We start from the raw sequence: 23,330 nt of genomic DNA, 5'->3' as shown, positions 1-23,330 counted from the left end.
AGGCCTGCCAAGATAAACCTGAACTCTTTGCAATGGAGGTGCGGGAGCCTGGAAGGCGGGTGCGATGGACAGTTCAGCACTGTGAGCCGGGCCAGGTTTCAGCACGCAAACGTGCATGAACAGCCTCAGAGATTTAAACAGCGATACGGTGCTGCGGTTCGGCCCCTACGCCTTTCACCAGCGGCAACGGCTGATCCTGGACGGTGATCGGCCGTTGCGCATGGGCGGTCGCGCCCTGGATATCCTCCAGGTACTGGTGGAGCGCGCCGGTAACGTCGTCAGCAAGGACGAATTGATTGCCCACGTCTGGCCGACGTCGGTGGTCGAAGGAATCAACCTGCGCGTGCACATTGCGGCCCTGCGCCGGGCCCTCGGCGACGGGCAGGATGGCCAGCGCTACATCGTCAACATTCCCCAGCGTGGCTACAGCTTTATTGCGCCGGTGGAGCGGGTGCCTGCGGGTACCTTGGTCTTGATCGAGACCGTGCAAAAGCATCAACACAACCTGCCTGCGCGGCTCACGCCGATGATCGGTCGGGATTCGATTGTCGGCAGTCTGGTCCGGCAGTTGCCGCTTCGGCGTCTTCTGACCTTGGTCGGCCCCGGTGGTATCGGCAAGACCACCGTGGCGCTGCGCGTGGCCGAACTGCTGTTGCAGCATTATGAGGATGGCGTGTGGCTGGTGGATTTCGCGGCGCTCGATGACCCCGCGCGCGTGGTCGATCATCTGACGCAAACCCTTGAGCTGGAGGTCGGCACGACACTGGACGTGTTGGCGCAACGGCACACGTTGCTGGTGTTCGACAACTGCGAACACCTGCTGGAACGCTGTCGGACCTTGGTCGAGGACTTGCTGGCGTCGGCGCCTCGGCTGTCGATTCTCGTCACCAGTCGTGAACCGCTGATGGCGGTGGGGGAAACGGTGCAGCGCTTGCCGTCCCTGGCGGTGCCACCCGCGTCGGCGTTGCATGGCGTGGCCGAGGCCATGGGCTATTCGGCGGTGCAGTTATTCGTCAGTCGCGCCCGAGCCCGACAACAAGGGTTTGCCTTGCGCGAACAGGACCTCGAGGCGGTGCGGGAAATCTGTCGGCGGCTCGACGGTTTGCCACTGGCCATCGAACTGGCCGCGGCGCAGATCGATGCGCTGGCGTTGGTCGGTGTGCAAGCTCAGTTGGATAACTGTTTTCAGTTGCTGACCCAGGGGCGACGCACCGCTGTGCCCCGGCATCAGACCCTCAAGGCCGCGCTGGACTGGAGCTATGAGCGGCTGAACCAGTGGGAGCAAACCCTGTTGCAGCGCCTCTCGGTCTTCAAGATGTCCTTCACCCTCGATGCCGCGATTGGTGTGAGCAGTTGCGAGGTGCTCAAGCCCAATCAACTGGCGGCGCTGATGCAGCGCCTGGTGGCCAAGTCGTTGCTCTCGATGGATCAGGTCAACGGCACAACGCGATATCGCTTTCTCAACACCACGCGCACCTATGCGTTGGAGAAGCTCGAGCTCAGTGGCCACCTGCGCACGTTCGAGCAGCGTTACTCGCATTACATCAGCCGTGCACGCTGGGTTTCAGGCGTGCAGTTGCCTATGGAGCTCGTCTAGTAGGCGCCGGACTTTGCTCAGGTCCGGCGTGGCAAAACCTTCGGTGAAGCGGTTGTAGATCGGCGCCAGCAGTTCATGGGCTTGCTGATACCGACCCTGACGCTGCCACAGTTGCGCCAGCGAGGTGGCGCTGCGCAGTTCCCAGGCCAGAGCGCCCTGATGCCTGGCCACATTCAACGCCCGAACCAATATCTCCTCGGCTGCGACGACCGTGTGGGAGCGAGCGTGCTCGCGATAGCGTCCGCCCAGGCAATCCATCTCCGGCTGATTATTCTCCGCCAACAATGCATCAGCCCTGGCGCGCAATATCTCCGCCGTGCTCCAGCCGGCCGTACCGGTGTCGGCCCGATGCAACAGGGCGTCATCAACGAAACCGCTATCGAGTGTGACCATGATGTCCTTGATCAACCCCACGCCCGGTTGAAGCGGCAAGTGCGCCTCGGCGCGGTCGATCACCTGCGCATAGTGCCGGGCCCAGGTGTAGAACAGCAGCACCGAGTGTTTCTGTGATTGCTCCAGCAGCAGGCGCAAGAGTTCACGAGCCTTACGGTTATCGCCGTTGTAGTGCGCGATCAGGCAACCGGCCAGCGCGAGGGTGTAGCAAATGGAGGTGCCATGGTTGATTTGGATCGCGATGTCCAATGCTTGACGGGCAGTGCGCCAGGCTTGTTCCGGTTGACCTTGCAACCAGAGGATGCGTGCCAGAATCGTCAGGGCGGCCACGCTCTGATCGTATTGCACGCCGAAACCGTGGGTGAAGCGGTTGAGGTTCCCGCTCTGGGCCATGCTCTGGATGACCTGTTCGGCGTTCAACCGGGCCAGCCCCTGGTTCCCGGCGAAGTGCAGGGCCAGTACGCGCAAGCGGTGCATGCTCAGCGACAACACGGCGTCGCCTTGCGCGCCCAAGCGGTCGAAGAGCAGGCTCTGCTCCAGCGCCATTTGGTAATGGCCGCAACTGAGGTTGACTGCCATGTGCCCGGACACCGCCCGCAGTTGACCGGCCACATCGTTGTTGTGTTTGGCCAGGGTTCTGGCGCTGACGAACGCGGCGATGGTCTCGGCCGTGCCGCCCTGGGTGTGATAGCAGGAGCTGCCGAGGGCCAACTTGAGGGGGATTTCCAGATGAGGGCAGGGCTCGGGTGCCAACTCAAGCAAGGCCAGCGCCTTGCGGACGTAAACGCCGTGTTCCTTGAGCAGTGACAGTTCCTGCCAGAGTGGCGTCGAGGTCGCAGTCAAACGGATCGCCAGTGCCTGCGGACCTTGAGCGTTCAAGCCCCAGTCGAGGGCCGAACGCACGTCATCCAGGCTGCGGGCGTAACGCTCGATCCACAGGTCGGTGGCGATCAGTTCCCAGTCAGTTTGAGCCTGACGCATCAAGGCCAGGCAGCGCTCGGCGTGGCGCTTTTTCGTATCGGGCAAATCGGCGGTCTGGTCGAGTTTTTCCAGGGCGTAGCTGCGGGTGGTGTCGAGCAAACGGTAGAACACTTCTTCGTCGCCCACTTCCACGTTCAGCAACGACTTGGCCACCAGTTGCGTGATCGAACCGAACACCTCGCCGGGCTCGATGTGTTCGCCGACAATCACCGCCGCGGCCGATTCCAGCGTAAAACCGCCCCTGAATACCCCCAACCGGCGCAGGCAGGTTTGCTCGCAGGCGTTCAGCAGTTCGAAACTCCAGTCGAGCGTGGCGCGCAGGGTCTGGTGTCGGCCCAGTGTCGACGGACAGCCTTGGGTCAACAGGCGAAAACTGCCTTGCAGCTGCGTCAGCAATCCGCTCAGGCCAAAGGTGCCGACTTGCGCCGCCGCCAGTTCAATGGCCAGCGGAATGCCGTCCAGGCGGTGGCAGATTTCAATCAACAGCGGCAGGTCGTCATCGCTCAGCTCGAAGCTGTCGTGGCTGGCCATGGCCCGCTCGACGAACAGTTGCAGCGCGGAAAAGGTCAGCGCCTGGGCGCGGTCCAGCACCGCGATGGGCGGTGGGCAGTCGAGGGATTCGAGACGCTGGACGAACTCACCTTCGGCCCGCAGGCTTTCGCGGCTGGTGGCCAGGATATGCACGTGTGGCGCGGCGCGCAGGATGCTTTCGCAGAGCAGGGCGACGGCGTCGAGCAGGTGCTCGCAGTTGTCGATCACCAGCAGCATCTGCCGCTCGCGCAGGCACGCTGCGAGGCTGCTCATCGGTTCTGCGCCATGCAGTGACAAATCCAGCAGGGTGGCCAGATGGGTAGTGATCAGCGTCGGGTCATTTATCGGCGCCAGGTCCAGCAGGCGAATGCCGTCCTGATAACGGCTGATCAACAGTTCGGCGACGCGCAGCGCTACCGTGGTCTTGCCGATGCCGCCAGGGCCGACGAGGGTGATGAAGCGCTGGCGTGACAGTTGCGTGACCAGGCTCTCGACCAGCAATTGGCGACCGATCATCCGCGTGCGGCGGATGGGCAGGTTATGGGTGCTTGGCTCGATCCTTTCACTGGCGAGAGGTTGTTCGATCGCTTCCAGCGAGAACGGCGCGACAAAACTGTAGCCGCGCTGGGCGACGGTGACGATATAGCGCTGGCCGGCCTGGCCATCGCCGAGGGCTTTGCGCAGTGCGGCCATGTGCACGCGCAGGTTGATGTCTTCGACTACGCTATTGGGCCAGACCCCGGCGATCAGTTGCTGTTTGCTGACCACCTTTCCGGCGTGCTCCAGCAGGATCAACAGAATATCCATGGCGCGCCGGCCCAGGCGCAGGGGCTGGTCGGCCTCCAACACCAGGCGTTGTCCGGGATAGATCCGGTAGGGGCCGAAATGGATGGCCTGCTCGGGGGAAAGGGTCAACGTGTGGCTCCTGCTTGCATCCGTCTAGTACGCGGTTTTCGAGCATATTCCTCAGGTTTTTCCGGCAACGCAACGAGGGTTCGTCTGACGGTTGCGGGTTCGCGGCGACCGCCCGGCCCCCGGCGCCACTGGCAGACGCCGTGTTTATTGGGTGCAACCGCAGCAAAGCAGGTGTTGAGGCATTTGGCGCGCCAATGAAAATTAACAACGTTTAACTCGTCCTGCGTCTGGTCTACGCCCAAAACTCTGCTGCTTCAACACCCGCTGGTCTTGTAGGAGCGAGCCTGTGTGGCGAGGGGATTTATCCCCGTTGGGTCGCGAAGCGGCCCCGAAATCGAAATCTGCGGTATGTCAGATACACCGCACTCGATGGTTTTACGACTGCTTCGCAGCCGAACGGGGCGGTGCGACGTTTCGCTAAATCCCCTCACCACGGGTCGCTCCTACAGAGGGCGGTGGTGTTGCAAAGGGATCAACTTGTCATGAGGACACCGGGATGAGCAATGTGGTGGTGGTCTATCACAGTGGCTACGGGCACACCCGGGTCATGGCCGAAGCCGTGGCCCAGGGGGTGCAGCGCCACTTGGGCAGCACCTGCCTGCTGATTCCGGTCGACGAAGTTGAGCAGCACTGGGACCGGCTGCACAGCGCCGACGCCATCATCTTCGGCGCCCCGACCTACATGGGCAGCGCGTCGGCACCGTTCAAAAGTTTCATGGAGTCCACGGCGGCGTTCTACCTCGCCCAGCCGTGGCGCGACAAGCTGGCCGCCGGCTTCACCAATTCCGGTTGCCTGTGCGGCGACAAACTCAACACCTTGCTGCAGATGGCGGTGTTTGCCGCGCAGCATTCAATGATTTGGGTCGGCCTCGACCTGCTGCCGGCCCGCTCCAGCACCGGCGTGTTCGACGGGCAAATGAATCGCCTCGGCAGCTCGCTCGGCGCCATGGCCCAGTCGAATGTCGAACAGTCCCCCGACCTTGCCCCACCTGCCGAAGACCGTTGCACCGCCGCTCATCTGGGCGAGCGGGTGGCGCGTCTGGCCGAACGCATGGCTCATCCACCGATTTGATCCACCCCAACATTCGCAAAAGGAGATATCGCATGAGTACGTTCACCACCCGAGACGGCACCGAGATTTACTACAAGGACTGGGGCACCGGCCAACCCATCGTTTTCAGCCACGGCTGGCCGTTGAACGCCGACAGCTGGGAATCGCAGATGATCTTCCTGGCCTCCAAAGGCTACCGGGTAATCGCCCACGACCGCCGTGGTCACGGCCGTTCCAGCCAGCCGTGGACCGGCAACGACATGGACACCTACGCCGATGACCTGGCGCAGTTGATCGAGTTGCTCGACCTCAAGGACGCCGTGCTGTTCGGCTTCTCCACCGGCGGCGGCGAAGTGGCGCGCTACATCGGTCGCCACGGCACCAGTCGCGTGGCCAAGGCCGGGCTGATTTCCTCAGTGCCACCGCTGATGCTCAAGACCGAAGCCAACCCCGGCGGCCTGCCGATCGAAGTGTTTGACGGCATTCGCCAGGCATCCCTGGCCGACCGTTCGCAACTGTACATCGACCTCGCCAGCGGGCCGTTCTTCGGCTTCAACAAACCGGGCGCCAAGCCGTCCCAGGGCATGATCGACTGGTTCTGGATGCAAGGCATGACGGCTGGCCACAAGAACGCCTACGACTGCATCAAGGCGTTCTCGGAAACCGACTTCACCGAAGACCTGAAAAAATTCGACATCCCCACGCTGGTGGTGCACGGCGACGCGGACCAGGTGGTGCCGATCGAAGCGGCGGGTATCGCCTCAGCAAAACTGGTGAAAGGTTCGCAGCTGTTGGTCTACCCCGGCGCGCCCCACGGCTTGACTGATACCCACAAGGATCAGCTCAACGCTGACCTGCTGGCGTTCCTCAAGGGTTGATGTACCCCGGCGCGGGCGTAGATCCGCGCCGGTTTTCGCTCCTGATGAGAGCAGACAACCATCGAGATCACGTTCATGAAAAAGCTCACAAACGCCACCGGCGCCCCGGTGGTCGATAACCTTAATATCCAGACCGCCGGCCCTCGTGGGCCGGCGCTCTTGCAAGACATCTGGTTGCTGGAAAAACTCGCCCACTTCGACCGCGAACTGATCCCCGAGCGGCGCATGCACGCCAAGGGCGCGGGCGCCTACGGCACCTTCACCGTCACCAACGACATCACACGTTACACCAAAGCCAATATCTTCAGTTCTGTGGGCAAGGAAACGCCGTTGTTCGTGCGCTTTTCCTCGGTGGCCGGCGAACGCGGTGCGGCGGATGCCGAGCGCGACATCCGTGGTTTCGCGGTGAAGTTTTATACCGACGAAGGCAACTGGGACATTGTCGGCAACAACACGCCGGTGTTTTTCTTCCGTGACCCGCTGCGTTTCTCCGACCTCAACCACGTGGTCAAGCGCGACCCGCGCACCGGCCTGCGCAACGCCACCAGCAACTGGGATTTCTGGACCTTGCTGCCCGAGGCGCTGCACCAGGTGACCATCGTCATGAGCGATCGCGGGATTCCCACCAGCTTCCGCCACATGCACGGCTTCGGCAGCCACACCTTCAGCCTGATCAACAGTGATAACCAGCGGGTGTGGGTGAAGTTTCACTTTGTCTGCCAGCAAGGCATCGAAAACCTATCGGACGCCGAGGCGGCAGCGGTGGTCGGCAAGGACCGCGAAAGCAACCTGCGCGACCTGTATGAAGTCATCGAGCAGGGCAACTTCCCGCGCTGGAAGCTGTGCATCCAGGTGATGGAAGAAGAGCAGGCGACCAACTATCGGCATAACCCGTTCGACCTGACCAAAGTCTGGCCACACGGCGAGTTTCCGCTGATCGAGGTCGGCATCATGGAGCTCAATCGCAATGCCGAAAACCACTTCGCCGAAATCGAACAAGCGGCGTTCTCGCCGGCCAACGTGGTGCCGGGCGTGAGCTTTTCGCCGGACCGCATGCTGCAGGCGCGGCTGTTTTCCTATGGCGATGCCCAGCGCTATCGTCTGGGGGTGAACTTCAATCACATCCCGGTCAACGCACCGCGCTGCCCGGCCCACAGCTATCACCGCGACGGCGCGATGCGCACCGACGGCAACCTCGGCGGCACCGCCAGTTACTTCCCGAACAGCGTGGGCGAGTGGCAGGATTCGCCGGAACTGGCCGAGCCGCCGCTGCCGGTGGAAGGCTTTGCTCAGCACTACGATCATCGGTTGGAAGAGGATCATTACGAACAGCCGGGGAATTTGTTCCGCTTGCTCGATCCGGTGCGCAAACAATTGCTGTTCGACAACACCGCACGGGCCATGAACGGCGTGCCGCAGGCGATTCGTCAGCGCCATATCGACAACTGCACCCGAGCTGATCCGGCGTACGGGTTTGGCGTGGCCGAGGCGTTGGAGCGCCTGTCCCCCTTGGGCTAACGCAACCCACGTCTGTAGCAGCTGTCGAGCCTGCGAGGCTGCGAAGCAGTCGTGAAACCTGAGTACGCGGTTTTCCTGAAACACCGCGTTGGCTGATTTCACGACGGCTGCGCAGCCGAACGCAGCCTCGCAAGCTCGACAGCTGCTACAGCGCTTGCGGGTCGGGCTTTATTACGCGTGAAGTTGAGCGGTGCAGGTGGGGCGCTGGGGGAGGGTGCGCACCGCACGGCATCGCCACGCAAATGGATTGATCCCTTCGCTGCGGGTGAAGATGTGGCAGAAATGCGCCTGATCGCAGAAGCCGCATTCGAGGCTGATTTGCGTCAGTGTCAGGTCGGTGCTCTGGATCAATTGCTTGGCCCGGGCGATGCGCTGGTGGCGGATCCAGTCCTGCGGCGAGAGCCCGGTGCTGCACTTGAACGCGCGGGAGAAATGACTGCGCGACAGGGCGCAGGCGCGGGCCAGTTCGGTCACTTCAACGGTTTCACCCAGGCGTTCGAGGATCAGCTGTTTGACCAGGCTTTCGCGCCACGGGGTCAGGCCGCCGGTGGTTTTCTTGCGCGCTTCAGTGACAGTCGCGCGGGCGACGTTTTGCTGAGAATGGGCCATGACAAATGTCCGTGTCGGTGAGCTTCATTCTTGGTCGCAGGGCGCTGACAGGCGAGTTAAACGTTGTTAATTCCGTCGTTGCTCAGGAATGAACAACAGCGCTAACTCAGCACATTGCTGCAATTTCTTCGGGCTCGCCCCGTGCAAAATCGCCCCCATCCGGCGGCGTATACCTTGCCGCTTTTCTGACTCGATCAAGGGTGAAGGCATGAAACATTCTCTGGTTTGCGCGCTGGGGCTCGCGGTTGCGCTGGCGTCCGGTATTGCCTCGGCTCAGGCACCGGCACAGGTTGGCACGCAAGTACCGGGTTACTTCCGTCTGGCGGTGGGCGATTACGAGGTGACGGCGCTGTTCGATGGCTACAACGACCTGTCGCCCAAACTGCTCAAGGGCCTGCCCCAGAGCCAGATCCGCGCGCTGCTGGCCCGTCGCTCGATTGAAACGCCAGGCGTGCAGACTGCGTTCAACGCGTTTCTGATCAACACCGGCAAGCAGCTGATCCTGGTAGACACCGGCGCTGGCCAGTGCATCGGCGAAACGGCCGGCATGCTCTCGGACAATATCAAAGCGGCCGGTTACGAGCCTGCGCAAGTCGACACCATCCTGTTGACGCACCTGCACCTGGACCACGTCTGCGGGCTGGTCGACGGCCAGCAGAAACCGGTTTTTGCCAATGCCACGGTGTTTGCGGCGAAAGCAGAGGCCGATTACTGGCTTGATCCGCAGGCACTCGCCAAGGCCCCGGAGGGTGCCAAGCCGTACTTCAAAATCGCCCAGGACTCGACCGCGCCGTATGCGGCCGAAGGCCGTTTCAAAACCTTCGCCACCGGCCAGTCGCCGGTGCCGGGCGTGGTCGAGGCCGAGCTGGAAAGCGGGCACACGCCGGGCAGCACCACTTACCGCTTCACCTCCCAGGGGCAGAGCATTCTGTTCATGGGTGACCTGGTGCATAACCTCGCTGTGCAGTTTGAACACCCACAAGTGTCGATCGGTTTTGACGTCAACAGTCAGCAGGCCATCAAGAGTCGCGCCAAGGTGTTCAGTGAGGCGGCGGCGAGCAAGACCTGGGTGACGGCGGCGCACTTGCCGTTTCCTGGCATCGGCCACATCGCCGCAGAGGGCAAGCATTTCCAGTGGGTGCCGGTGGAATACGGGCCTTACAAACGTGCGGCGAAAGTGCCGCTGATCGAGTAAAGTCGCAACGCTTCTTGCCTGGCTGAACACACAAGGAAACCGTGCCTATGAACCGTAACGATCTGCGTCGCGTCGACATGAACCTGCTGGTGATTTTCGAAGCGTTGATGTTCGAGAAGAACCTCACCCGTGTGGCCGAAAAGCTGTTCATGGGGCAACCGGCGGTAAGTGCGGCGCTGGGGCGGTTACGGGACCTGTTCGACGATCCGTTGTTGCTGCGCAACGGTCGCGGCATGGAGCCGACGGCGCGGGCGCTGGCGATTCTCAAGGAACTGCAACCGGCGATGGATGTGATTTCCGGGGCGGTCAGCCGAGCGAAGGAATTTGATCCGACAACCAGTAATGATGTGTTCCGCATTGGTTTGTCGGACGACGCAGAATTCGGTTTGTTTCCGCCGTTGTTGCGGCAACTGCAGGAAGAGGCTCCGGGGATCGTCGTGGTGGTGCGTCGTGCCAACTATCTGCTGATGCCGGCACTGCTGGCCTCGGGGGAAATTTCCGTGGGGGTGAGCTACACCACGGATTTGCCGGCGAATGCCAAGTGCAAGAAGTTGCGGGACATCCCCTGCAAGGTGCTGCGCGGGGACAAGCGACCGGGGACGCTGACGCTCGATGAATACTGCGAACGACCGCATGCCATGGTGTCGTTCTCGGGCGATCTGAGTGGCAATATCGATCTGGATCTGGCCAAGGTTGGTCGCAGCCGCCGTGTGGTATTGGGCGTGCCGCAGTTCAGCGGGTTGCGGGCGTTGCTGGCCGGGACTGAGATGATTGCGACTGTGCCGGATTATGCGGCGTGTGCGTTGGTTGAGGGGTGTGCATTGCGGGCGGAGGATCCGCCGTTTCCCATTGATGCGGCGCAGTTGTCGATGGCCTGGAGCGGGGTGCATGACAACGATCCGGCGGAGCGGTGGTTGCGGTCGCGGATCAGCGAGTTCATGTCGAGGCCTTTGCCGATTTCGGCTTGAACGTGGCGGCCTCCGGGCCGACCAGGTTCCCCTTGATGTACGCCATCCAACTGTGGGAGCGGGCTTGCTCGCGAAGGCGGCCTGATAGCCGACCTATCTCTTCCTGGGTGTACATATCCGTTCCTGCGGTAACGGCCACTTATGGTTTCGCTCTTACAGCGAGTCCCTTTTTCAAACGCCAAAAAGGAACCAAAAGGCTTCGCCCCAGCGTCCGGCCCCTCGCCTGGGCTCGGCGTACCCTCGCTCCGGCATTCATCTGGGGGCATCGCCTCCGGTCGGCTTCGCTTCGACCTCCTCTCGATGTGTGCGGCTTCGCCGCACGGCGCTACGCGCCCACCCCCAGATGAACGCCTCCACTCGGCCTCCCGACGGGGCGGGCAGATCAAGATCAAAAGCTGCAGGCGAGCTAACGCTCGGCCTGTTGAGTGGTGAAAAGCGTACGGTGTGCACCGATCCATTGTAGGAGCGAGGCTTGCCCGCGAAGGCGGCCTGACAGCCGACCATTATCCTCAAGTCATACACCCATTCACTATAGGAGCGAGCCTGCTCGCGATGGGGGTGTGTCATTCAACATTGATGTCGGCTGACCCAATGCCATCGCGAGCAAGCCCGCTATCAGAGGGGAATGTATGTTGATTTTAGGGCTGTGTTTAAAGGTGTTTAGCGTTACTTGCCTCTCGGTTCGCTAACCTGCGTACAGCCGCCAGCCTTACTTGTTTAGCGACAGGTGTTGGTGGTTCCAGGTATACCGGCGATTCACCACATGCAAAGCCACACCCAATTCCCCGGAAACCGACAACGTTTCCCCTTTCGATCCCCTCGATCCCTCAACGCTATCGACCGTTCGTCTGTAAGCGCCCTTGACCTGTAAGTTCTGACAGTAGCGGTTCTTCACGATCCGGTGTGTGATACCCCGTGCCCAAGGAATCAGATCAATCACGCACAGGGAACGAAGGATGAATAGTCAACCTGCTGAACTGGTCACCGACGACTTGCCGCCTCCGTATATTCGGGAAAGCCAGGACTCCGACCAACTGAATTCAGTGGCGGTCAGGTATAGCTGCAGGGTTGTCATGGAGTACCCGATGGAACCCGGTGACAGGGTCCGCGTGACTTGGGCAGGCGCGCCGGGGGCCGGGTCATATACCTCGGGGTTTTTCCCGGTGGATGGGTTGCGGCCGTTGGAGGTCGGGATTGGCGGCGCGTTGCTGGTGATCTTTAATCAGGGAATGACGGTGGCGCTGAGCTACACCGTGATGCGAGGCACTTCGGAACCTGTCACTTCGCAGCCGCTGATTTTGTACGTGCTGCCTGTCACGCAAAACGATTTGCCCAGACCTTTCATTACGCAGGCGCAGGACTTTGGCGAAGGCTTGGCCCTTGATGTGAGGGCCCTGACTGAATTTACCTTGCGGATAAACTCATGGGCTCTGCAAACCCGAGACCAGTATTTCTGGTTGCGTCTCAGAGGCGTCAATGCCGACGGTAGCGATTTCAATGAGGTGTACTGGCGTTCGCCGGGCAACGTTGTCGGTCAGTCATTCAGCAAAGGCTTCTATGCGCAAAACTACTCCGCTGTCCCGCTGAAGGGGCTCAAGGATCGCAGCACGCTGACCCTGGAGTTCATGGCAGGCCTGCAAGGAAGCCAGGATGAAACCCTTGCCCAGAAGTTTGCGCATCGAAACTACATCGTCAGAACAACCGCATCGATAACGCCCGAACCACCGAAGATCTTGTCGGTGAAAAATCCGCTCGGTCAGGACATTGCCAATGGTGGGGACACCGAGTACTCCACTGTGACGGTACATGGCAGTGCGAACGGTGAAGAAGTGGAAATCTTTAACGGGGGAATTCCCCAAGGCACGGCCAATGTCGTTGCCGGTAGTTGGCAGCATCAAGTGAACGGGCTGATTGATGGTCAAAACGTGTTGACGGCTATTGTTGTTGACGGTGATGGAGAGAAGTCCAATCGATGGACGATCAACGTGGAGTTACAGGATCGACCCCTCTCGATCAAAGAAGCGCCCGATAATCTCAACCTGGATCCGCTGGCGGCTACAGGCAGTTTGACCGCTGTCGTGGATGACCTGGAAGCCGGCGACAGTGTCACTGTGACGTGGACAGCCGCCTCGGGTACGCCCTCAGCGGGTACGTACACGACAAACCCGGTTATCGCTGGCGCTACTCGCCCATTGGATATTTCGCTGCCCGAGTCATTGGTGGCGTTTAGCGTCGGTAAAAAAGCCCAGATTACCTTTACTTACACACGCGGAGCATCGCCTCCGGTGACCTCACAACCGTTTCCCCTTAACGTGCTGGCGATCCCGTCAACCGCGCTGATTGCTCCGGTGATTACCCAGGCGAACGGTACAGACGAACTGGATCTGAAAGACGTCATGGCCGGGGCGACTCTCACGTTTGGTGGCTGGCCGCATATCGCCATTGGACAGCGGATCTGGCTGGATCTGGAAGGCGAGAACGCCAGCGGTGGCAGTCACAATCTCATTGTATGGACGGGTGCCCGCAATTCGGTTCATCGAAATTGGGTTACGACCAATGGCCACAGCATTACGATTGCGTACAGCTATCTGCAGCTATTGGCTGTCGGCAGCACATTGCTCATTCGCTTCAGGGTCAATCTGGATCAGGTCCCGGATCCAGCGACGGCGATGGTCTTTGATGTCCGTGAATATCTCGTTCGGTCCACTCCTTGAACAGGGCGAGCGTCACGCCTGTGGTTTTGATGCGAAAAAAAAACGGTCTCGGTAGAGGCCGTTTTTTGTGCCTGGCAGAAAGCTTCCAGCAATGAAGATTCCCCTGTGGGAGCTTCGTCGGTAGTAGATCCGGCTCATTGGCAAAAAGAGCACACACATCCAATTTTTCCGGCACCCACACCGGCACTATCGAAAGATGTCCCGGCGCATCGTTGCCGGTGGTTTTTCATTTGAGCAGGTAGCCCATGAATACGTCGCGATGGGATGAACGGGCGCAGGATTTCGGACTGCTGTTTTTGCGGGTCAGTGGCGGTGTGTTCCTGCTGTGGGTGCACGGCTTGCCGAAGTTGCTTAACTACGGCGCTCAACTGCAAGTCATCGAAGACCCTTTTCACTTGGGCGCGAACATCACGCTGATGCTGGCGATTTTTGCCGAGGTGCTGTGCCCGTTGCTGATCATCGCCGGGGTGTTGGTGCGTCTGGCGTGCCTGCCGATTTTGGCGGTGTTGCTGATCGCGCTGCTGGTGGTGCATGCGCAATGGAGTGTCGAGGAAGGGCAGTTCGGTTGGCTGCTGTTGATTGTGTTCACCAGCCTTTTTATCGCTGGGCCGGGACGGCTGGCGCTCAATGTCCGATTTGCCGGAGCGTTGCGTTATGCCTGAATCCAATCGTTTCGAGGAAGTCGTGACCCTGGTGATCAAGCACCGGGTCAAGGCCGGTTTTGAAGTGCCCTATGAAGCCTGGTTGCGCAACATTGTCAGCATCGCCGGGCAGCAGGAAGGGCACTTGGGCGTTGACGTGATGCGCGGTAAAAACGCCGGCCTCGACATGTACACCTGCGTGCTGCGCTTTTGCTCCACCGACGCGATGCAAAGCTGGCTCGATTCGCCGCAGCGGCTGGAGTTGGTCAACGAAGCGACGCCAATGCTCGCCGATGGCGACCAGACCGAGGTCAACCCGGTCAATGAGTTCTGGTTCGCGCCGCAAGCCGACGCCGCTTCGCCACCGCCGCCGCGCTGGAAGCAGGCCGTGGTGACGTTGCTGGTGATTTTGCCGCACACCTTGCTGGTGCCGCTGCTCTGGGGCCCGCTGCTGCAACTCAACGCCATCCTGTCCAATTACGTGGTCGCGACGTTCCTGATCACGCTGACCATCGTCGTTTCGGTGGTGTACCTGTTCATGCCGATGGCGACGCGTCTGTTCGCGCCGTGGCTGTCCCATTCCCCTCAGTCCAAGGAAACGCGATGAACGCCGATCTGATTTTATTCAATGGCCAATTTCATACCGTTGACCGTGAAAACCCGCGCGCCAGTGCGGTGGCGATCAGCGAAGGCCGCTTCGTTGCGGTCGGCACCGATGCCGACGCCATGGCCCTGCGGGGGTCGGGCACCCAGGTCATCGACCTCAAGGGCCGTTGCGTCATTCCCGGCCTTAACGACTCACACCTGCACCTGATCCGTGGTGGTTTGAACTACAACCTCGAACTGCGCTGGGAAGGCGTGCCGTCGGTGGTCGATGCCTTGCGCATGCTCAAGGATCAAGCCGATCGCACGCCAACGCCGCAATGGGTGCGCGTGGTCGGTGGCTGGAACGAATTCCAGTTCGCCGAAAAGCGCATGCCGACCCTCGAAGAGCTCAACCAGGCCGCGCCGGACACCCCGGTGTTTGTCCTGCATTTGTACGACCGCGCCTTGCTCAACCGCGCTGCATTGCGCGTGGCCGGTTATACCCGCAACACGCCGAACCCACCGGGTGGTGAGATTGTGCGCGATAGCAACGGTGAGCCGACTGGCATGCTGGTCGCGCGTCCCAATGCAATGATTTTGTACTCGACGCTGGCCAAAGGGCCGAAGTTGCCGCTGGAATATCAGGTCAACTCGACCCGCCAGTTCATGCGTGAACTCAACCGCCTCGGCCTGACCAGCGCCATCGATGCCGGCGGTGGTTTCCAGAATTATCCGGACGATTACCAGGTGATCGAGCAGTTGGCCAAGGACCAGCAACTGACCATTCGTATCGCCTACAACCTGTTCACGCAGAAGCCGAAAGAAGAGCTGACCGACTTCAAGAACTGGACGTCGAGCGTGACCTTGCATCAGGGCGACGATTACCTGCGACACAACGGCGCCGGGGAAATGCTGGTGTTCTCGGCGGCCGATTTCGAGGACTTCCTTGAACCGCGTCCCGACCTGCCGCAAACCATGGAAGACGAGCTGGAACCGGTGGTTCGCCACCTCGTCGAGCAGCGCTGGCCGTTCCGTTTGCATGCCACGTACAACGAATCCATCAGCCGCATGCTCGACGTGTTCGAGAAGGTCAACCGTGACATTCCGTTCAACGGTTTGCCGTGGTTTTTTGACCACGCTGAAACTATCACGCCGCAGAACATCGAGCGGGTGAGGGCGTTGGGTGGCGGGATTGCGATTCAGGATCGCATGGCGTTTCAGGGCGAATATTTTGTCGAGCGTTACGGCGCCAAAGCGGCTGAAGCCACGCCGCCGATCAAACGCATGTTGGCCGAAGGGGTGCCGGTCGGCGCCGGCACCGATGCCACGCGAGTGTCCAGCTACAATCCATGGACTTCGTTGTACTGGATGGTCAGCGGACGCACGGTCGGTGGCCTGGAGCTGCACGCCGAGGGGCTTTCGCGACAAACGGCACTGGAACTGTTCACCCACGGCAGCGCCTGGTTCTCTTCCGAGCAGGGCAAGAAAGGCATGATCAAGGTCGGCCAACTGGCTGACTTGGCGGCCTTGAGTGCGGACTTTTTCAGCGTCGATGAAGAAGCGATCAAGTGGATCGAGTCGGTGTTGACCGTGGTCGGTGGCAAGGTGGTGTACGCCGCCGGTGATTTCGAAAAACTCGGACCGGCCAGCGTGCCGGTGCTGCCGGACTGGTCGCCGGTGGTCAAGGTGCCGGGGCATTGGCGTCCGACGTCGCCGATGCAGGCGCAGGTTCACCATTGCAGCGGGCCGTGTGGCGTGCATGCCCACAGCCATGAGAAGGCGCGGTTGTCGAACGCGCCGGTCAGTGATTTTGCGGGTTTCTGGGGCGCGTTCGGCTGCTCGTGCTTCGCGTTCTGACGATCACAATCAGCGCCGATGCAGCACGTCGGCGCCATGCGTAATACCCATCCATCGAGGAGATTCACATGAGCAACGTTCCGTACAAACGCCTGAACAAAGACGATGCTGTTGTCCTGTTGGTCGACCACCAGACTGGCCTGATCTCGCTGGTCCAGGATTTCTCGCCGAACGAATTCAAGAACAACGTGCTGGCCCTCGCGGACCTGGCCAAGTTCTTCAAACTGCCGACCATCCTCACCACCAGTTTCGAAAACGGCCCGAACGGCCCGATCGTGCCTGAGTTGAAAGAGCTGTTCCCGGACGCGCCGTACATCCCGCGTCCAGGCCAGATCAATGCCTGGGATAACGAAGATTTCGTCAAGGCCGTTAAAGCCACCGGCCGCAAGCAACTGATTATCGCCGGTGTGGTGACTGACGTGTGCGTCACCTTCCCGACGCTGTCGGCACTGGCGGAAGGTTTTGAAGTGTTTGTGGTCACCGACGCTTCGGGCACCTTCAACGAAACCGTGCAGCAAGCCGCGTGGGCACGCATGACAGCGGCCGGTGCACAACTGGTGAACTGGTTCTCGGTGGCCTGCGAGCTGCAGGGCGACTGGCGCAACGACATGGAAGGCCTGGCGAACCTGCTGTCGACGCGCATTCCGAACTATCGCAATTTGATGAACAGCTACGCGGTGTTGACGTCGAAGTAAGCCCGGCGATCCATAAAAATGCCCGCGACCGTGCGGGCATTTTTTTGTCTGACGAACGAGCTTTCTGTAGCAGCTGTCGAGCTTGCGAGGCTGCGTTCGGCTGCGCAGCAGTCGTAAAACCTGAGTGCGAGTTTTTTCTGACACACCGCGTTGGTTGGACTCACGACTGCTGCGCAGCCGAACGCAGCCTCGCAAGCTCGACAGCTGCTACATGAAACCGTGTGATCCGTTACGCCTGTTGGCGTTTTTGCAGCCAGCTGAGGAAGCCGCTTTTCTTGATTTGCACCGGCTTGGCCATCAACGCCAACCGGCTGTTCTGCTGGCGTACCGCCTGCAGCTTGTTCAACGCCCGACCCACTTCAACCCGTTGTTCCATGCAGCTACGGGTCAGGGATTTGTCGATCCGGTAAATGATGCACGAGGTCAAGGTGGTGAAGGTGGCCTGGGACGGCGTGTCGGTTAGGATGCTTTGCTCACCCATCACCTCGCTCGGCCCCATGCGACCTGCTTCGGTTTGACCGGTGCCATCGGGCACGGTGGCGCTGACCACGCCCGTGGCGATCACCATCAGGCTGTCCGGCACTTCACCCATTTCCAATACCACCTGGCCTGCCGCGTACTGCTGCGGGACCATCGACTGAGCCAATTGATCACGCTCGTCCTCGCTCAAGGAACGGAAGACCTTCACTTCATCGAGCAATGCCCGAGCGCGGGTTGTCGGTTCAATCACGCCATCGATCTGCCGGGAAATCCCCGCCGCTTCGAGGTGCCGATGTGCCAGGTCGAACAGCTGATTACGCACTTCGCTTTTCTTGCCAAGCTCGGTGATAAATCCGCTGGCCACGTATTCGGACATGGTTTCCCCAGCCTCTTTGAGCACCGCTTTCGGCGCCGGGTTAAGCAGCAAACTGCTGCTGCCTTGAAGCGTGCGCTCGAGGGCATCCAGCACCCGGCGCGGGCGAATGTGGTTGGGCACCTGGATGCTGATCGACACGCCGTGCATGTTGTTCGGCCGGCTCAGATTGACGATCTTCGCCTTGGCCGCCACCGAGTTCGGTACCACGGCTGTGCTGCCGGCGCTGGTCAGCATATGTGTGGCGCGCCAGTCGATGTCGAGCACCTTACCCTCGACGCCATCGATCATGATCCAGTCGTCCACCTGATACGGCTTGGTGGTGTTGAGCACGATCCCGGAAAACACGTCGCTCAAAGTGCTTTGCAACGCCAGGCCGACGACGATGGCCACGACGCCGGACGTCGCCAGCAAGCCTTTCACCGGCAGCTCCAGCACGTAACCGGCTGCCGCGACGATGGCGATCAGAAACACCAGTGCACCGATGACGTCCTGCAACAAGCGACCGCTGTGACCGATGCGGCGCATCAGCACCAGGCCGATGACTTCGGTGAGCACCCGCGCGGCGTACAGCCACCAGAGAATCCCCAATGCCGTGGCACCCAGTTGCGCGACACGATCCTCGGCCAACAGCGGCGCCTGCAACGGGCTCACGCCGGCATTGATCACCAGCGCGCTGAACATCACGAACAGCGCCAGCCGCACGCCAACCCGCGTGACGCGATGCTTGAACGGCGCGAGGTGCCAGAGCACGGCGTCGATCACCAGCAACAGGGCACTCCAGGACAGCAGATGGGCGAGGATAAAGGACATGGGGGAACTCCGACTAAAAGAACGCTTTCGATACATGTAGCAGCTGTCGAGCCCCAGCACGGTGGCGAGGGGATTTATCCCCGTTCGGCTGCGAAGCAGTCGTGAAATCAGGCGATTCGGTGTGTCAGAACGACCTTGCATTCAGGCTTCACGACTGCTGCGCAGCCGAACGGGGATAAATCCCCTCGCCACAGTTCGACAGCTGCTACAAGGGCAATCAGCTTCGCCACACATTGCAGTGTGGCGAGGCGAGGTGGTCTCAGTTCAGGTGAGTCTTGAGTTCCAATGCCGCCTGACGAACCGCCGCCTTGACTTCCGGAATCTGGCTCAGCGGGTTGAGCAGGCCGAAGTCGTGGATCATGCCGTTGTAGCGCACCGCCGTGACCGGCACACCGGCCGCGTCGAGGTGGCGGGCGTAGGCTTCGCCTTCGTCACGCAACACGTCGAACTCGGCGGTTTGCACCAGGGCGGCGGGCAGGCCTTTGAGCTGTTCGGCGCTGGCTTGCAACGGCGAGGCATGGATCTGCGCACGCTCGGCCTGGTCGGTCGTGTAGTTGTCCCAGAACCAGTTCATCATGCCCTTGGTCAGGAAGTGGCCTTCGGCAAATTGCTGGTACGAGCCGCTGTCGAACTGCGCGTTGGTCACCGGCCACATCAACAGTTGGAAGCGCAGCGCCGGGGTTTTCTGTTCCTTGGCCATCAACGCCACGACCGCCGCCATGTTGCCGCCGACGCTGTTGCCGGCCACCGCGAGGCGTTTGCCATCGACCCCGATGTCCTTGCCATGCTCGGCCACCCAACGGGTCGCGGCGTAGCCCTGGTTGATTGCGGTCGGGTAGTGCGCTTCCGGCGATGGCGTGTAGTCGACATACACCGCGACCGCGCCGGAGCCCACCACCAGGTCATGGATCAGACGCTGGTGAGTCGGGTAATCGCCCAGCACCCAGCCGCCACCGTGGAAGAACATGAACACCGGCAATTCACCTTTGACCTTGGCCGGCCGAACGATTTTCAGATTGATGGTTTGCCCATCGACCTTGATCGCACGGTCGCTGACGTCCACACCCGACAGGTCAACCTTCACCGAGTTTTGCGCACCGGTCAGCACCGCACGGGCCTCCTTCGGGCTCAACTGCTCAAGCGGCTTGCCACCCCCTGCGGCGAGGGCTTCGAGGAAGGCCTGGGTGTTGTGTTCGACACCCGGGCTGCCGGCGGCGAATGCGTTGCCGATGGAAAGGGCGAGGAGGGAGGCGGTCAGGGTTTTGTTGACGATGTTCATGGGGCAAATCCTTTTTAATTGTCTGTCGGTCCCTGTAGGAGCTGTCGAGTGAAACGAGGCTGCGATCTTTTGATCTTGTTTTTAAAAAATCAAAGTCAAAAGATCGCAGCCTCGTTTCACTCGACAGCTCCTACAGGTGTTGGGTTGGAACACAGATTAATAGGTCGCCCAAAAGGGAAAAAGCGGCTATAAAGTGTTTGACTGTCAACCAAGGCGTGACAATGAACCCGTTCGAAGATATGCGTATTTTTTGCCAGGTCATGGACTCCGGCAGCTTCACCTCGGCAGCCGATCAATTGGGCCTGTCCAAGCAGTTCGTCAGCCGTCGTCTGATGCAACTTGAAGAGCGCCTGGGCGTGCGTTTGCTCAACCGCTCCACGCGACGGCTGGATGTCACGCCGCTGGGCCAGAGTTACTACGAGTCGGCGTTACGCCTGCTCGGTGAAGTCGAGCAGGTGGAGCAGGGCATCGCAGGCCAGACCACCGAGCCGCGCGGCACGATTCGGGTGAGCGCGCCGTTGTCGTTTGCGTTGGCGCATCTGGGGTGTCTGCTGCCGTTGTTTTTGCAGCGCTATCGCGATGTCACGGTGGAAGTGGACCTGAGCGATCGTCCGGTGGACTTGCTCAGCGAGGGTTACGACCTGGCGTTGCGTATCGGCATTTTGGAAGATTCGACCCTGATCGCCCGCCGTATCGCCTCCATCGAACGCGTGTACTGCGCCAGCCCGGCTTACCTCGCCGAGCGTGGTACGCCGCTCAGACCCGAAGATTTGCACAGCCATGACTGCCTGCCTTACGGCCACGGGCGTCAGGTGCAATGGCGGTTTGAAGGGCAGGGCAAGCCGCTGACCGTCAACGTGACGGGCAGGATGCGGGTCAACAACGGCGAGTTGCTCAAGGATGCGGCGGTGGCGGGGATGGGGATTACGTACTTGCCGACGTTCATTGTCGGCTCGGCGCTGAAGGAGGGGCGGCTGGTGCCGGTGCTGGATGAGTTTCGTCCGCAGCCGTTGACGTTGTCGGCGGTGTATCCGCAGCACCGCCAGAGTTCGCGGCCGGTGCAGGCGTTGATCGAGTTTCTGCGCGAGCGGCTGGATCGGGTTGAGGGTGGGTTGTAGGGCGCCGGATCACACAATTCCTTGTAGGAGCGAGGCTTGCCCGCGAAGGCATCGTGACAGTCAAAACAAGCGTTGACTGATACGACGCATTCGCGGGCAAGCCTCGCTCCTACAGGGGATTTGTGGCGTTTTGAAGGTCAGTGTCTGTCAGCTCCTTTTGTCATCGCCTGGCTCGCCACCGACATGCACGCCACGGTCGTCGCCGATTTCGCCGATTTCGCCGGAGCGATGGACGCCGTGGTCGTCGCCGATTTCGCCCGAGCGATGGACGCCGTGGTCATCGCCGATTTCGCCGGAGCGATGGACGCCATGATCGTCACCCGGTTCGGCGTGAGTGCCGCTGCGTCCGGAGGAGGATGAGGCGGTGTTGCCGGAGTGCCCCGACCCATGGTCGCTGCTGCTGTGACCGCTGCCGCTGTTGCCACCGCTGCCGTTTCCACTGTGGCCGCCACCATTGCCGCCGCTTCCGCCGTGACCACCACCGCCGCCACCAGACCCACCGCCGCCACCGCCAGACCCACCACCGCCGTGACCGCCGCCACCGCCACCAGACCCACCACCGTGACCGCCGCCACCACCACCAGACCCACCACCACCGTGACCGCCGCTACCACCGCCAGACCCACCGCCACCGTGACCACCGCCACCAGATCCACCGCCGCCACCACTACCACCGTCCTTGGCCTGGGCACTCGACACCCCGGACAAACTGTCCGGAATCAATACGGTAGACGCCGACAGAACTGCGCCAATCGCAACTGCCAGTAAAAGCTTGTTGATGTGCATGTCGTTCTCCGTCTTCTTATTCAGGTTGGAACGTTGATGAACAATGCAACGTGCTGCTCGATTCAAACGGTGAACACCGCAGCGCGCCGATTAATTCATTTGCAACGTGGATGAGCGATGAACGGTACGACTCGACCCCGTTCCACTCGACCCCGTTCCGGAGGGTCAGTGAATACTCGAAGCCAGTTCGAAGATCGGGATGTACATCAGGATCACGATGACCCCGATCAGCAGGCCGATGAAGGTCATGAGCAACGGTTCGAACAGGCGCACAAACCATTCGATCCAGCGGCTGATTTCTTCGTCGTAGAAGTCGGCGCTGCGTTCCATCATCTGCCCGAGGTTGCCGGACTGTTCGCCTGCTCGCAGCAAGCGCAGGGACACCGGGGTCACCAGATGATTGAGTTCCAGGGCGGCCGACAGCGATTGCCCCTCGCGCACCCGTTCGCAGGCCTGGTCCAGGCGCACGCGGGAGGCGGGGGTGAGCAGGCCGCGGACCATGCCCATGGCGGTGACGAGGGGGATGCCGCCCTGCAGCAGGATGCCCAGGGAGCGATAGAAGCGCGCCAGTTCGTACATGAAGATGCGTTGATGGACCGCCGGGAGTTTTTCGATCACCCGATCGACGCCCCGACGAAAGGCCGGTTGGCGCTGGAGGAAACCGAGGGCGACGACGATCGCCGCCAAGCCCCCGAAGAACTCACCCTGGTGGGCGTGAAGGAACATCCCGCAGCTCATCAGCACTTGTGACAGCCACGGCAGGTTCGACCCCAGCCCTTCGAACACCAGGCTGAAGCGCGGCACCACGTAACCCATCAAGAACAACACCACGCCACCGCCCACCACCAGCAACAGCAGGGGGTAGATCGAAGCACTGACGATTTTTTGCCGGACCTCGTCCATGCGCTGGCGATAGCTGACATAGCGGCCCAGGGCATCGCCCACGGCACCGGTCTTCTCGCTGGACTGCACCAGCGCAACGTAGAGCGGAGGGAACACCGCCGACAGCTGGGCCAGTGCCTGGGAGAACGATTTGCCTTCGTAAAGCAGGCGCACCAGTTCACTCAGGGTTTTACGGGCCTGCGGCGCGTTCTCTTTTTCCGCCAGGCTTTCCAGCGCATCGATCAAAGGCAGGCCGGCATTGAGCAAGGTGGTCAGCTCCTGGCTGAACAACACCAGGTTGAAAGTCTCGCGCTGTCGAAGGCGCAGCGCGCGCCAGTGCCGCTCGACGTGCAGGCTGACCACCCGCAAGCCTTGGTCTTCGACGATGCGCCGGGCTTCGCTGTGGCCGGGCGCCTCGACGGTCATCGAGACCACGCCGGCCTTGCCCACTGCCTTGAGATGAAAGCGCAT

18 protein-coding genes are annotated in these 23,330 nt (G+C 61.0%); 12 read left to right on the top strand and 6 right to left on the bottom strand.

The window, feature by feature from the left end; genetic code table 11:
• The first annotated feature begins 115 nt into the window (after nucleotides 1-115).
• Nucleotides 116-1,597, top strand: coding sequence for an ATP-binding protein (locus tag ACA053_RS18440; RefSeq protein ID WP_497393350.1), 1,482 nt, complete (start codon nucleotides 116-118; stop codon nucleotides 1,595-1,597).
• On the opposite strand, the gene ACA053_RS18435 is transcribed toward ACA053_RS18440, so the two are convergent.
• Complete coding sequence (locus tag ACA053_RS18435; RefSeq protein ID WP_497393349.1) at nucleotides 1,565-4,417, bottom strand: ATP-binding protein; 2,853 nt, start codon at nucleotides 4,415-4,417, stop codon at nucleotides 1,565-1,567. The two genes, ACA053_RS18440 and ACA053_RS18435, sit on opposite strands and share 33 nt — an antisense overlap.
• A 496-nt stretch (nucleotides 4,418-4,913) precedes the next feature.
• Between ACA053_RS18435 and ACA053_RS18430 the strand changes: the two genes are divergently transcribed.
• The 3 genes from ACA053_RS18430 (at nucleotide 4,914) to ACA053_RS18420 (ending at nucleotide 7,864) form a co-directional block, all read left to right on the top strand.
• Nucleotides 4,914-5,489 (top strand): flavodoxin family protein, encoded by a 576-nt coding sequence (locus ACA053_RS18430; protein WP_497393348.1) that lies wholly within the window; start codon nucleotides 4,914-4,916, stop codon nucleotides 5,487-5,489.
• Between the two features lie 32 nt (nucleotides 5,490-5,521).
• On the top strand, nucleotides 5,522-6,346 hold the full coding sequence (locus tag ACA053_RS18425) for an alpha/beta fold hydrolase (RefSeq protein ID WP_497312235.1): 825 nt from the start codon (nucleotides 5,522-5,524) through the stop codon (nucleotides 6,344-6,346).
• A 75-nt stretch (nucleotides 6,347-6,421) separates the two neighbouring features.
• Nucleotides 6,422-7,864 (top strand): catalase, encoded by a 1,443-nt coding sequence (locus ACA053_RS18420; protein WP_497393347.1) that lies wholly within the window; start codon nucleotides 6,422-6,424, stop codon nucleotides 7,862-7,864.
• 171 nt (nucleotides 7,865-8,035) lie between these two features.
• On the opposite strand, the gene ACA053_RS18415 is transcribed toward ACA053_RS18420, so the two are convergent.
• Nucleotides 8,036-8,473: a helix-turn-helix domain-containing protein gene (locus ACA053_RS18415; RefSeq protein ID WP_497393346.1), complete on the bottom strand. Its 438-nt coding sequence runs from the start codon at nucleotides 8,471-8,473 to the stop codon at nucleotides 8,036-8,038.
• A 208-nt stretch (nucleotides 8,474-8,681) separates the two neighbouring features.
• On the opposite strand from ACA053_RS18415, the gene ACA053_RS18410 reads away from it, so the two are divergent.
• From ACA053_RS18410 to ycaC, 7 genes are all read left to right on the top strand, one after another.
• A complete protein-coding gene (locus ACA053_RS18410) occupies nucleotides 8,682-9,668 on the top strand; it encodes an MBL fold metallo-hydrolase (RefSeq protein ID WP_497312232.1) in 987 nt (328 codons plus the stop codon).
• Between the two features lie 47 nt (nucleotides 9,669-9,715).
• Nucleotides 9,716-10,636, top strand: a complete 921-nt coding sequence (locus tag ACA053_RS18405) for a LysR family transcriptional regulator (RefSeq protein ID WP_109632979.1) — start codon at nucleotides 9,716-9,718, stop codon at nucleotides 10,634-10,636.
• A 956-nt stretch (nucleotides 10,637-11,592) separates the two neighbouring features.
• Nucleotides 11,593-13,350 (top strand): hypothetical protein, encoded by a 1,758-nt coding sequence (locus tag ACA053_RS18400; protein WP_497393345.1) that lies wholly within the window; start codon nucleotides 11,593-11,595, stop codon nucleotides 13,348-13,350.
• A gap of 245 nt (nucleotides 13,351-13,595) precedes the next feature.
• On the top strand, nucleotides 13,596-14,012 hold the full coding sequence (locus ACA053_RS18395; protein WP_497393344.1) for a DoxX family protein: 417 nt from the start codon (nucleotides 13,596-13,598) through the stop codon (nucleotides 14,010-14,012).
• Nucleotides 14,005-14,598 carry an antibiotic biosynthesis monooxygenase gene (locus ACA053_RS18390; protein WP_109632973.1) on the top strand — a complete coding sequence of 198 codons (594 nt, stop codon included), beginning with the start codon at nucleotides 14,005-14,007 and terminating at the stop codon, nucleotides 14,596-14,598. Before ACA053_RS18395 ends, ACA053_RS18390 begins: the two co-directional genes overlap by 8 nt.
• Complete coding sequence (locus ACA053_RS18385; RefSeq protein WP_497312224.1) at nucleotides 14,595-16,433, top strand: amidohydrolase; 1,839 nt, start codon at nucleotides 14,595-14,597, stop codon at nucleotides 16,431-16,433. The genes ACA053_RS18390 and ACA053_RS18385 overlap by 4 nt, the downstream gene beginning before the upstream one ends.
• 68 nt (nucleotides 16,434-16,501) lie before the next feature.
• Nucleotides 16,502-17,128, top strand: coding sequence for an isochorismate family cysteine hydrolase YcaC (ycaC, locus tag ACA053_RS18380; protein ID WP_497393343.1), 627 nt, complete (start codon nucleotides 16,502-16,504; stop codon nucleotides 17,126-17,128).
• 229 nt (nucleotides 17,129-17,357) lie between these two features.
• On the opposite strand, the gene ACA053_RS18375 is transcribed toward ycaC, so the two are convergent.
• Nucleotides 17,358-18,794, bottom strand: coding sequence for a mechanosensitive ion channel domain-containing protein (locus ACA053_RS18375; RefSeq protein ID WP_497393342.1), 1,437 nt, complete (start codon nucleotides 18,792-18,794; stop codon nucleotides 17,358-17,360).
• Between the two features lie 259 nt (nucleotides 18,795-19,053).
• Entirely contained in the window at nucleotides 19,054-20,073 is a 1,020-nt protein-coding gene (locus ACA053_RS18370; protein WP_497393341.1) for an alpha/beta hydrolase, read from the bottom strand.
• Nucleotides 20,074-20,294: 221 nt separating this feature from the next.
• Here ACA053_RS18370 and ACA053_RS18365 point away from each other — a divergent pair, with 221 nt between their 5' ends.
• The gene (locus tag ACA053_RS18365; RefSeq protein WP_497393340.1) at nucleotides 20,295-21,191 is read left to right on the top strand and encodes a LysR family transcriptional regulator; all 897 of its coding nucleotides are present in this window, start codon (nucleotides 20,295-20,297) and stop codon (nucleotides 21,189-21,191) included.
• Between the two features lie 147 nt (nucleotides 21,192-21,338).
• Here ACA053_RS18365 and ACA053_RS18360 read toward each other — a convergent pair whose 3' ends face one another.
• Nucleotides 21,339-21,977 carry a hypothetical protein gene (locus ACA053_RS18360; RefSeq protein WP_497393339.1) on the bottom strand — a complete coding sequence of 213 codons (639 nt, stop codon included), beginning with the start codon at nucleotides 21,975-21,977 and terminating at the stop codon, nucleotides 21,339-21,341.
• A gap of 165 nt (nucleotides 21,978-22,142) precedes the next feature.
• On the bottom strand, nucleotides 22,143-23,330 hold the full coding sequence (locus ACA053_RS18355; protein WP_109632960.1) for a type II secretion system F family protein: 1,188 nt from the start codon (nucleotides 23,328-23,330) through the stop codon (nucleotides 22,143-22,145).

The organism is Pseudomonas sp. LBUM1672, from assembly GCF_059695655.1.
Note: the sequence above shows the minus strand (reverse complement) of the source record. Positions and strands in the feature narration are given on the sequence as shown.

Bases quoted from the DNA above. Each gene is read 5' to 3' on its own strand.
- ACA053_RS18440 (WP_497393350.1), top strand. From the start codon at position 116: ATGAACAGCCTCAGAGATTTAAACAGCGATACGGTGCTGCGGTTCGGC.
- ACA053_RS18430 (WP_497393348.1), top strand. From the start codon at position 4,914: ATGAGCAATGTGGTGGTGGTCTATCACAGTGGCTACGGGCACACCCGG.
- ACA053_RS18425 (WP_497312235.1), top strand. From the start codon at position 5,522: ATGAGTACGTTCACCACCCGAGACGGCACCGAGATTTACTACAAGGAC.
- ACA053_RS18420 (WP_497393347.1), top strand. From the start codon at position 6,422: ATGAAAAAGCTCACAAACGCCACCGGCGCCCCGGTGGTCGATAACCTT.
- ACA053_RS18415 (WP_497393346.1), bottom strand. From the start codon at position 8,473: ATGGCCCATTCTCAGCAAAACGTCGCCCGCGCGACTGTCACTGAAGCG.
- ACA053_RS18410 (WP_497312232.1), top strand. From the start codon at position 8,682: ATGAAACATTCTCTGGTTTGCGCGCTGGGGCTCGCGGTTGCGCTGGCG.
- ACA053_RS18405 (WP_109632979.1), top strand. From the start codon at position 9,716: ATGAACCGTAACGATCTGCGTCGCGTCGACATGAACCTGCTGGTGATT.
- ACA053_RS18400 (WP_497393345.1), top strand. From the start codon at position 11,593: ATGAATAGTCAACCTGCTGAACTGGTCACCGACGACTTGCCGCCTCCG.
- ACA053_RS18395 (WP_497393344.1), top strand. From the start codon at position 13,596: ATGAATACGTCGCGATGGGATGAACGGGCGCAGGATTTCGGACTGCTG.
- ACA053_RS18390 (WP_109632973.1), top strand. From the start codon at position 14,005: ATGCCTGAATCCAATCGTTTCGAGGAAGTCGTGACCCTGGTGATCAAG.
- ACA053_RS18385 (WP_497312224.1), top strand. From the start codon at position 14,595: ATGAACGCCGATCTGATTTTATTCAATGGCCAATTTCATACCGTTGAC.
- ycaC (WP_497393343.1), top strand. From the start codon at position 16,502: ATGAGCAACGTTCCGTACAAACGCCTGAACAAAGACGATGCTGTTGTC.
- ACA053_RS18375 (WP_497393342.1), bottom strand. From the start codon at position 18,794: ATGTCCTTTATCCTCGCCCATCTGCTGTCCTGGAGTGCCCTGTTGCTG.
- ACA053_RS18370 (WP_497393341.1), bottom strand. From the start codon at position 20,073: ATGAACATCGTCAACAAAACCCTGACCGCCTCCCTCCTCGCCCTTTCC.
- ACA053_RS18365 (WP_497393340.1), top strand. From the start codon at position 20,295: ATGAACCCGTTCGAAGATATGCGTATTTTTTGCCAGGTCATGGACTCC.
- ACA053_RS18360 (WP_497393339.1), bottom strand. From the start codon at position 21,977: ATGCACATCAACAAGCTTTTACTGGCAGTTGCGATTGGCGCAGTTCTG.
- ACA053_RS18355 (WP_109632960.1), bottom strand. From the start codon at position 23,330: ATGCGCTTTCATCTCAAGGCAGTGGGCAAGGCCGGCGTGGTCTCGATG.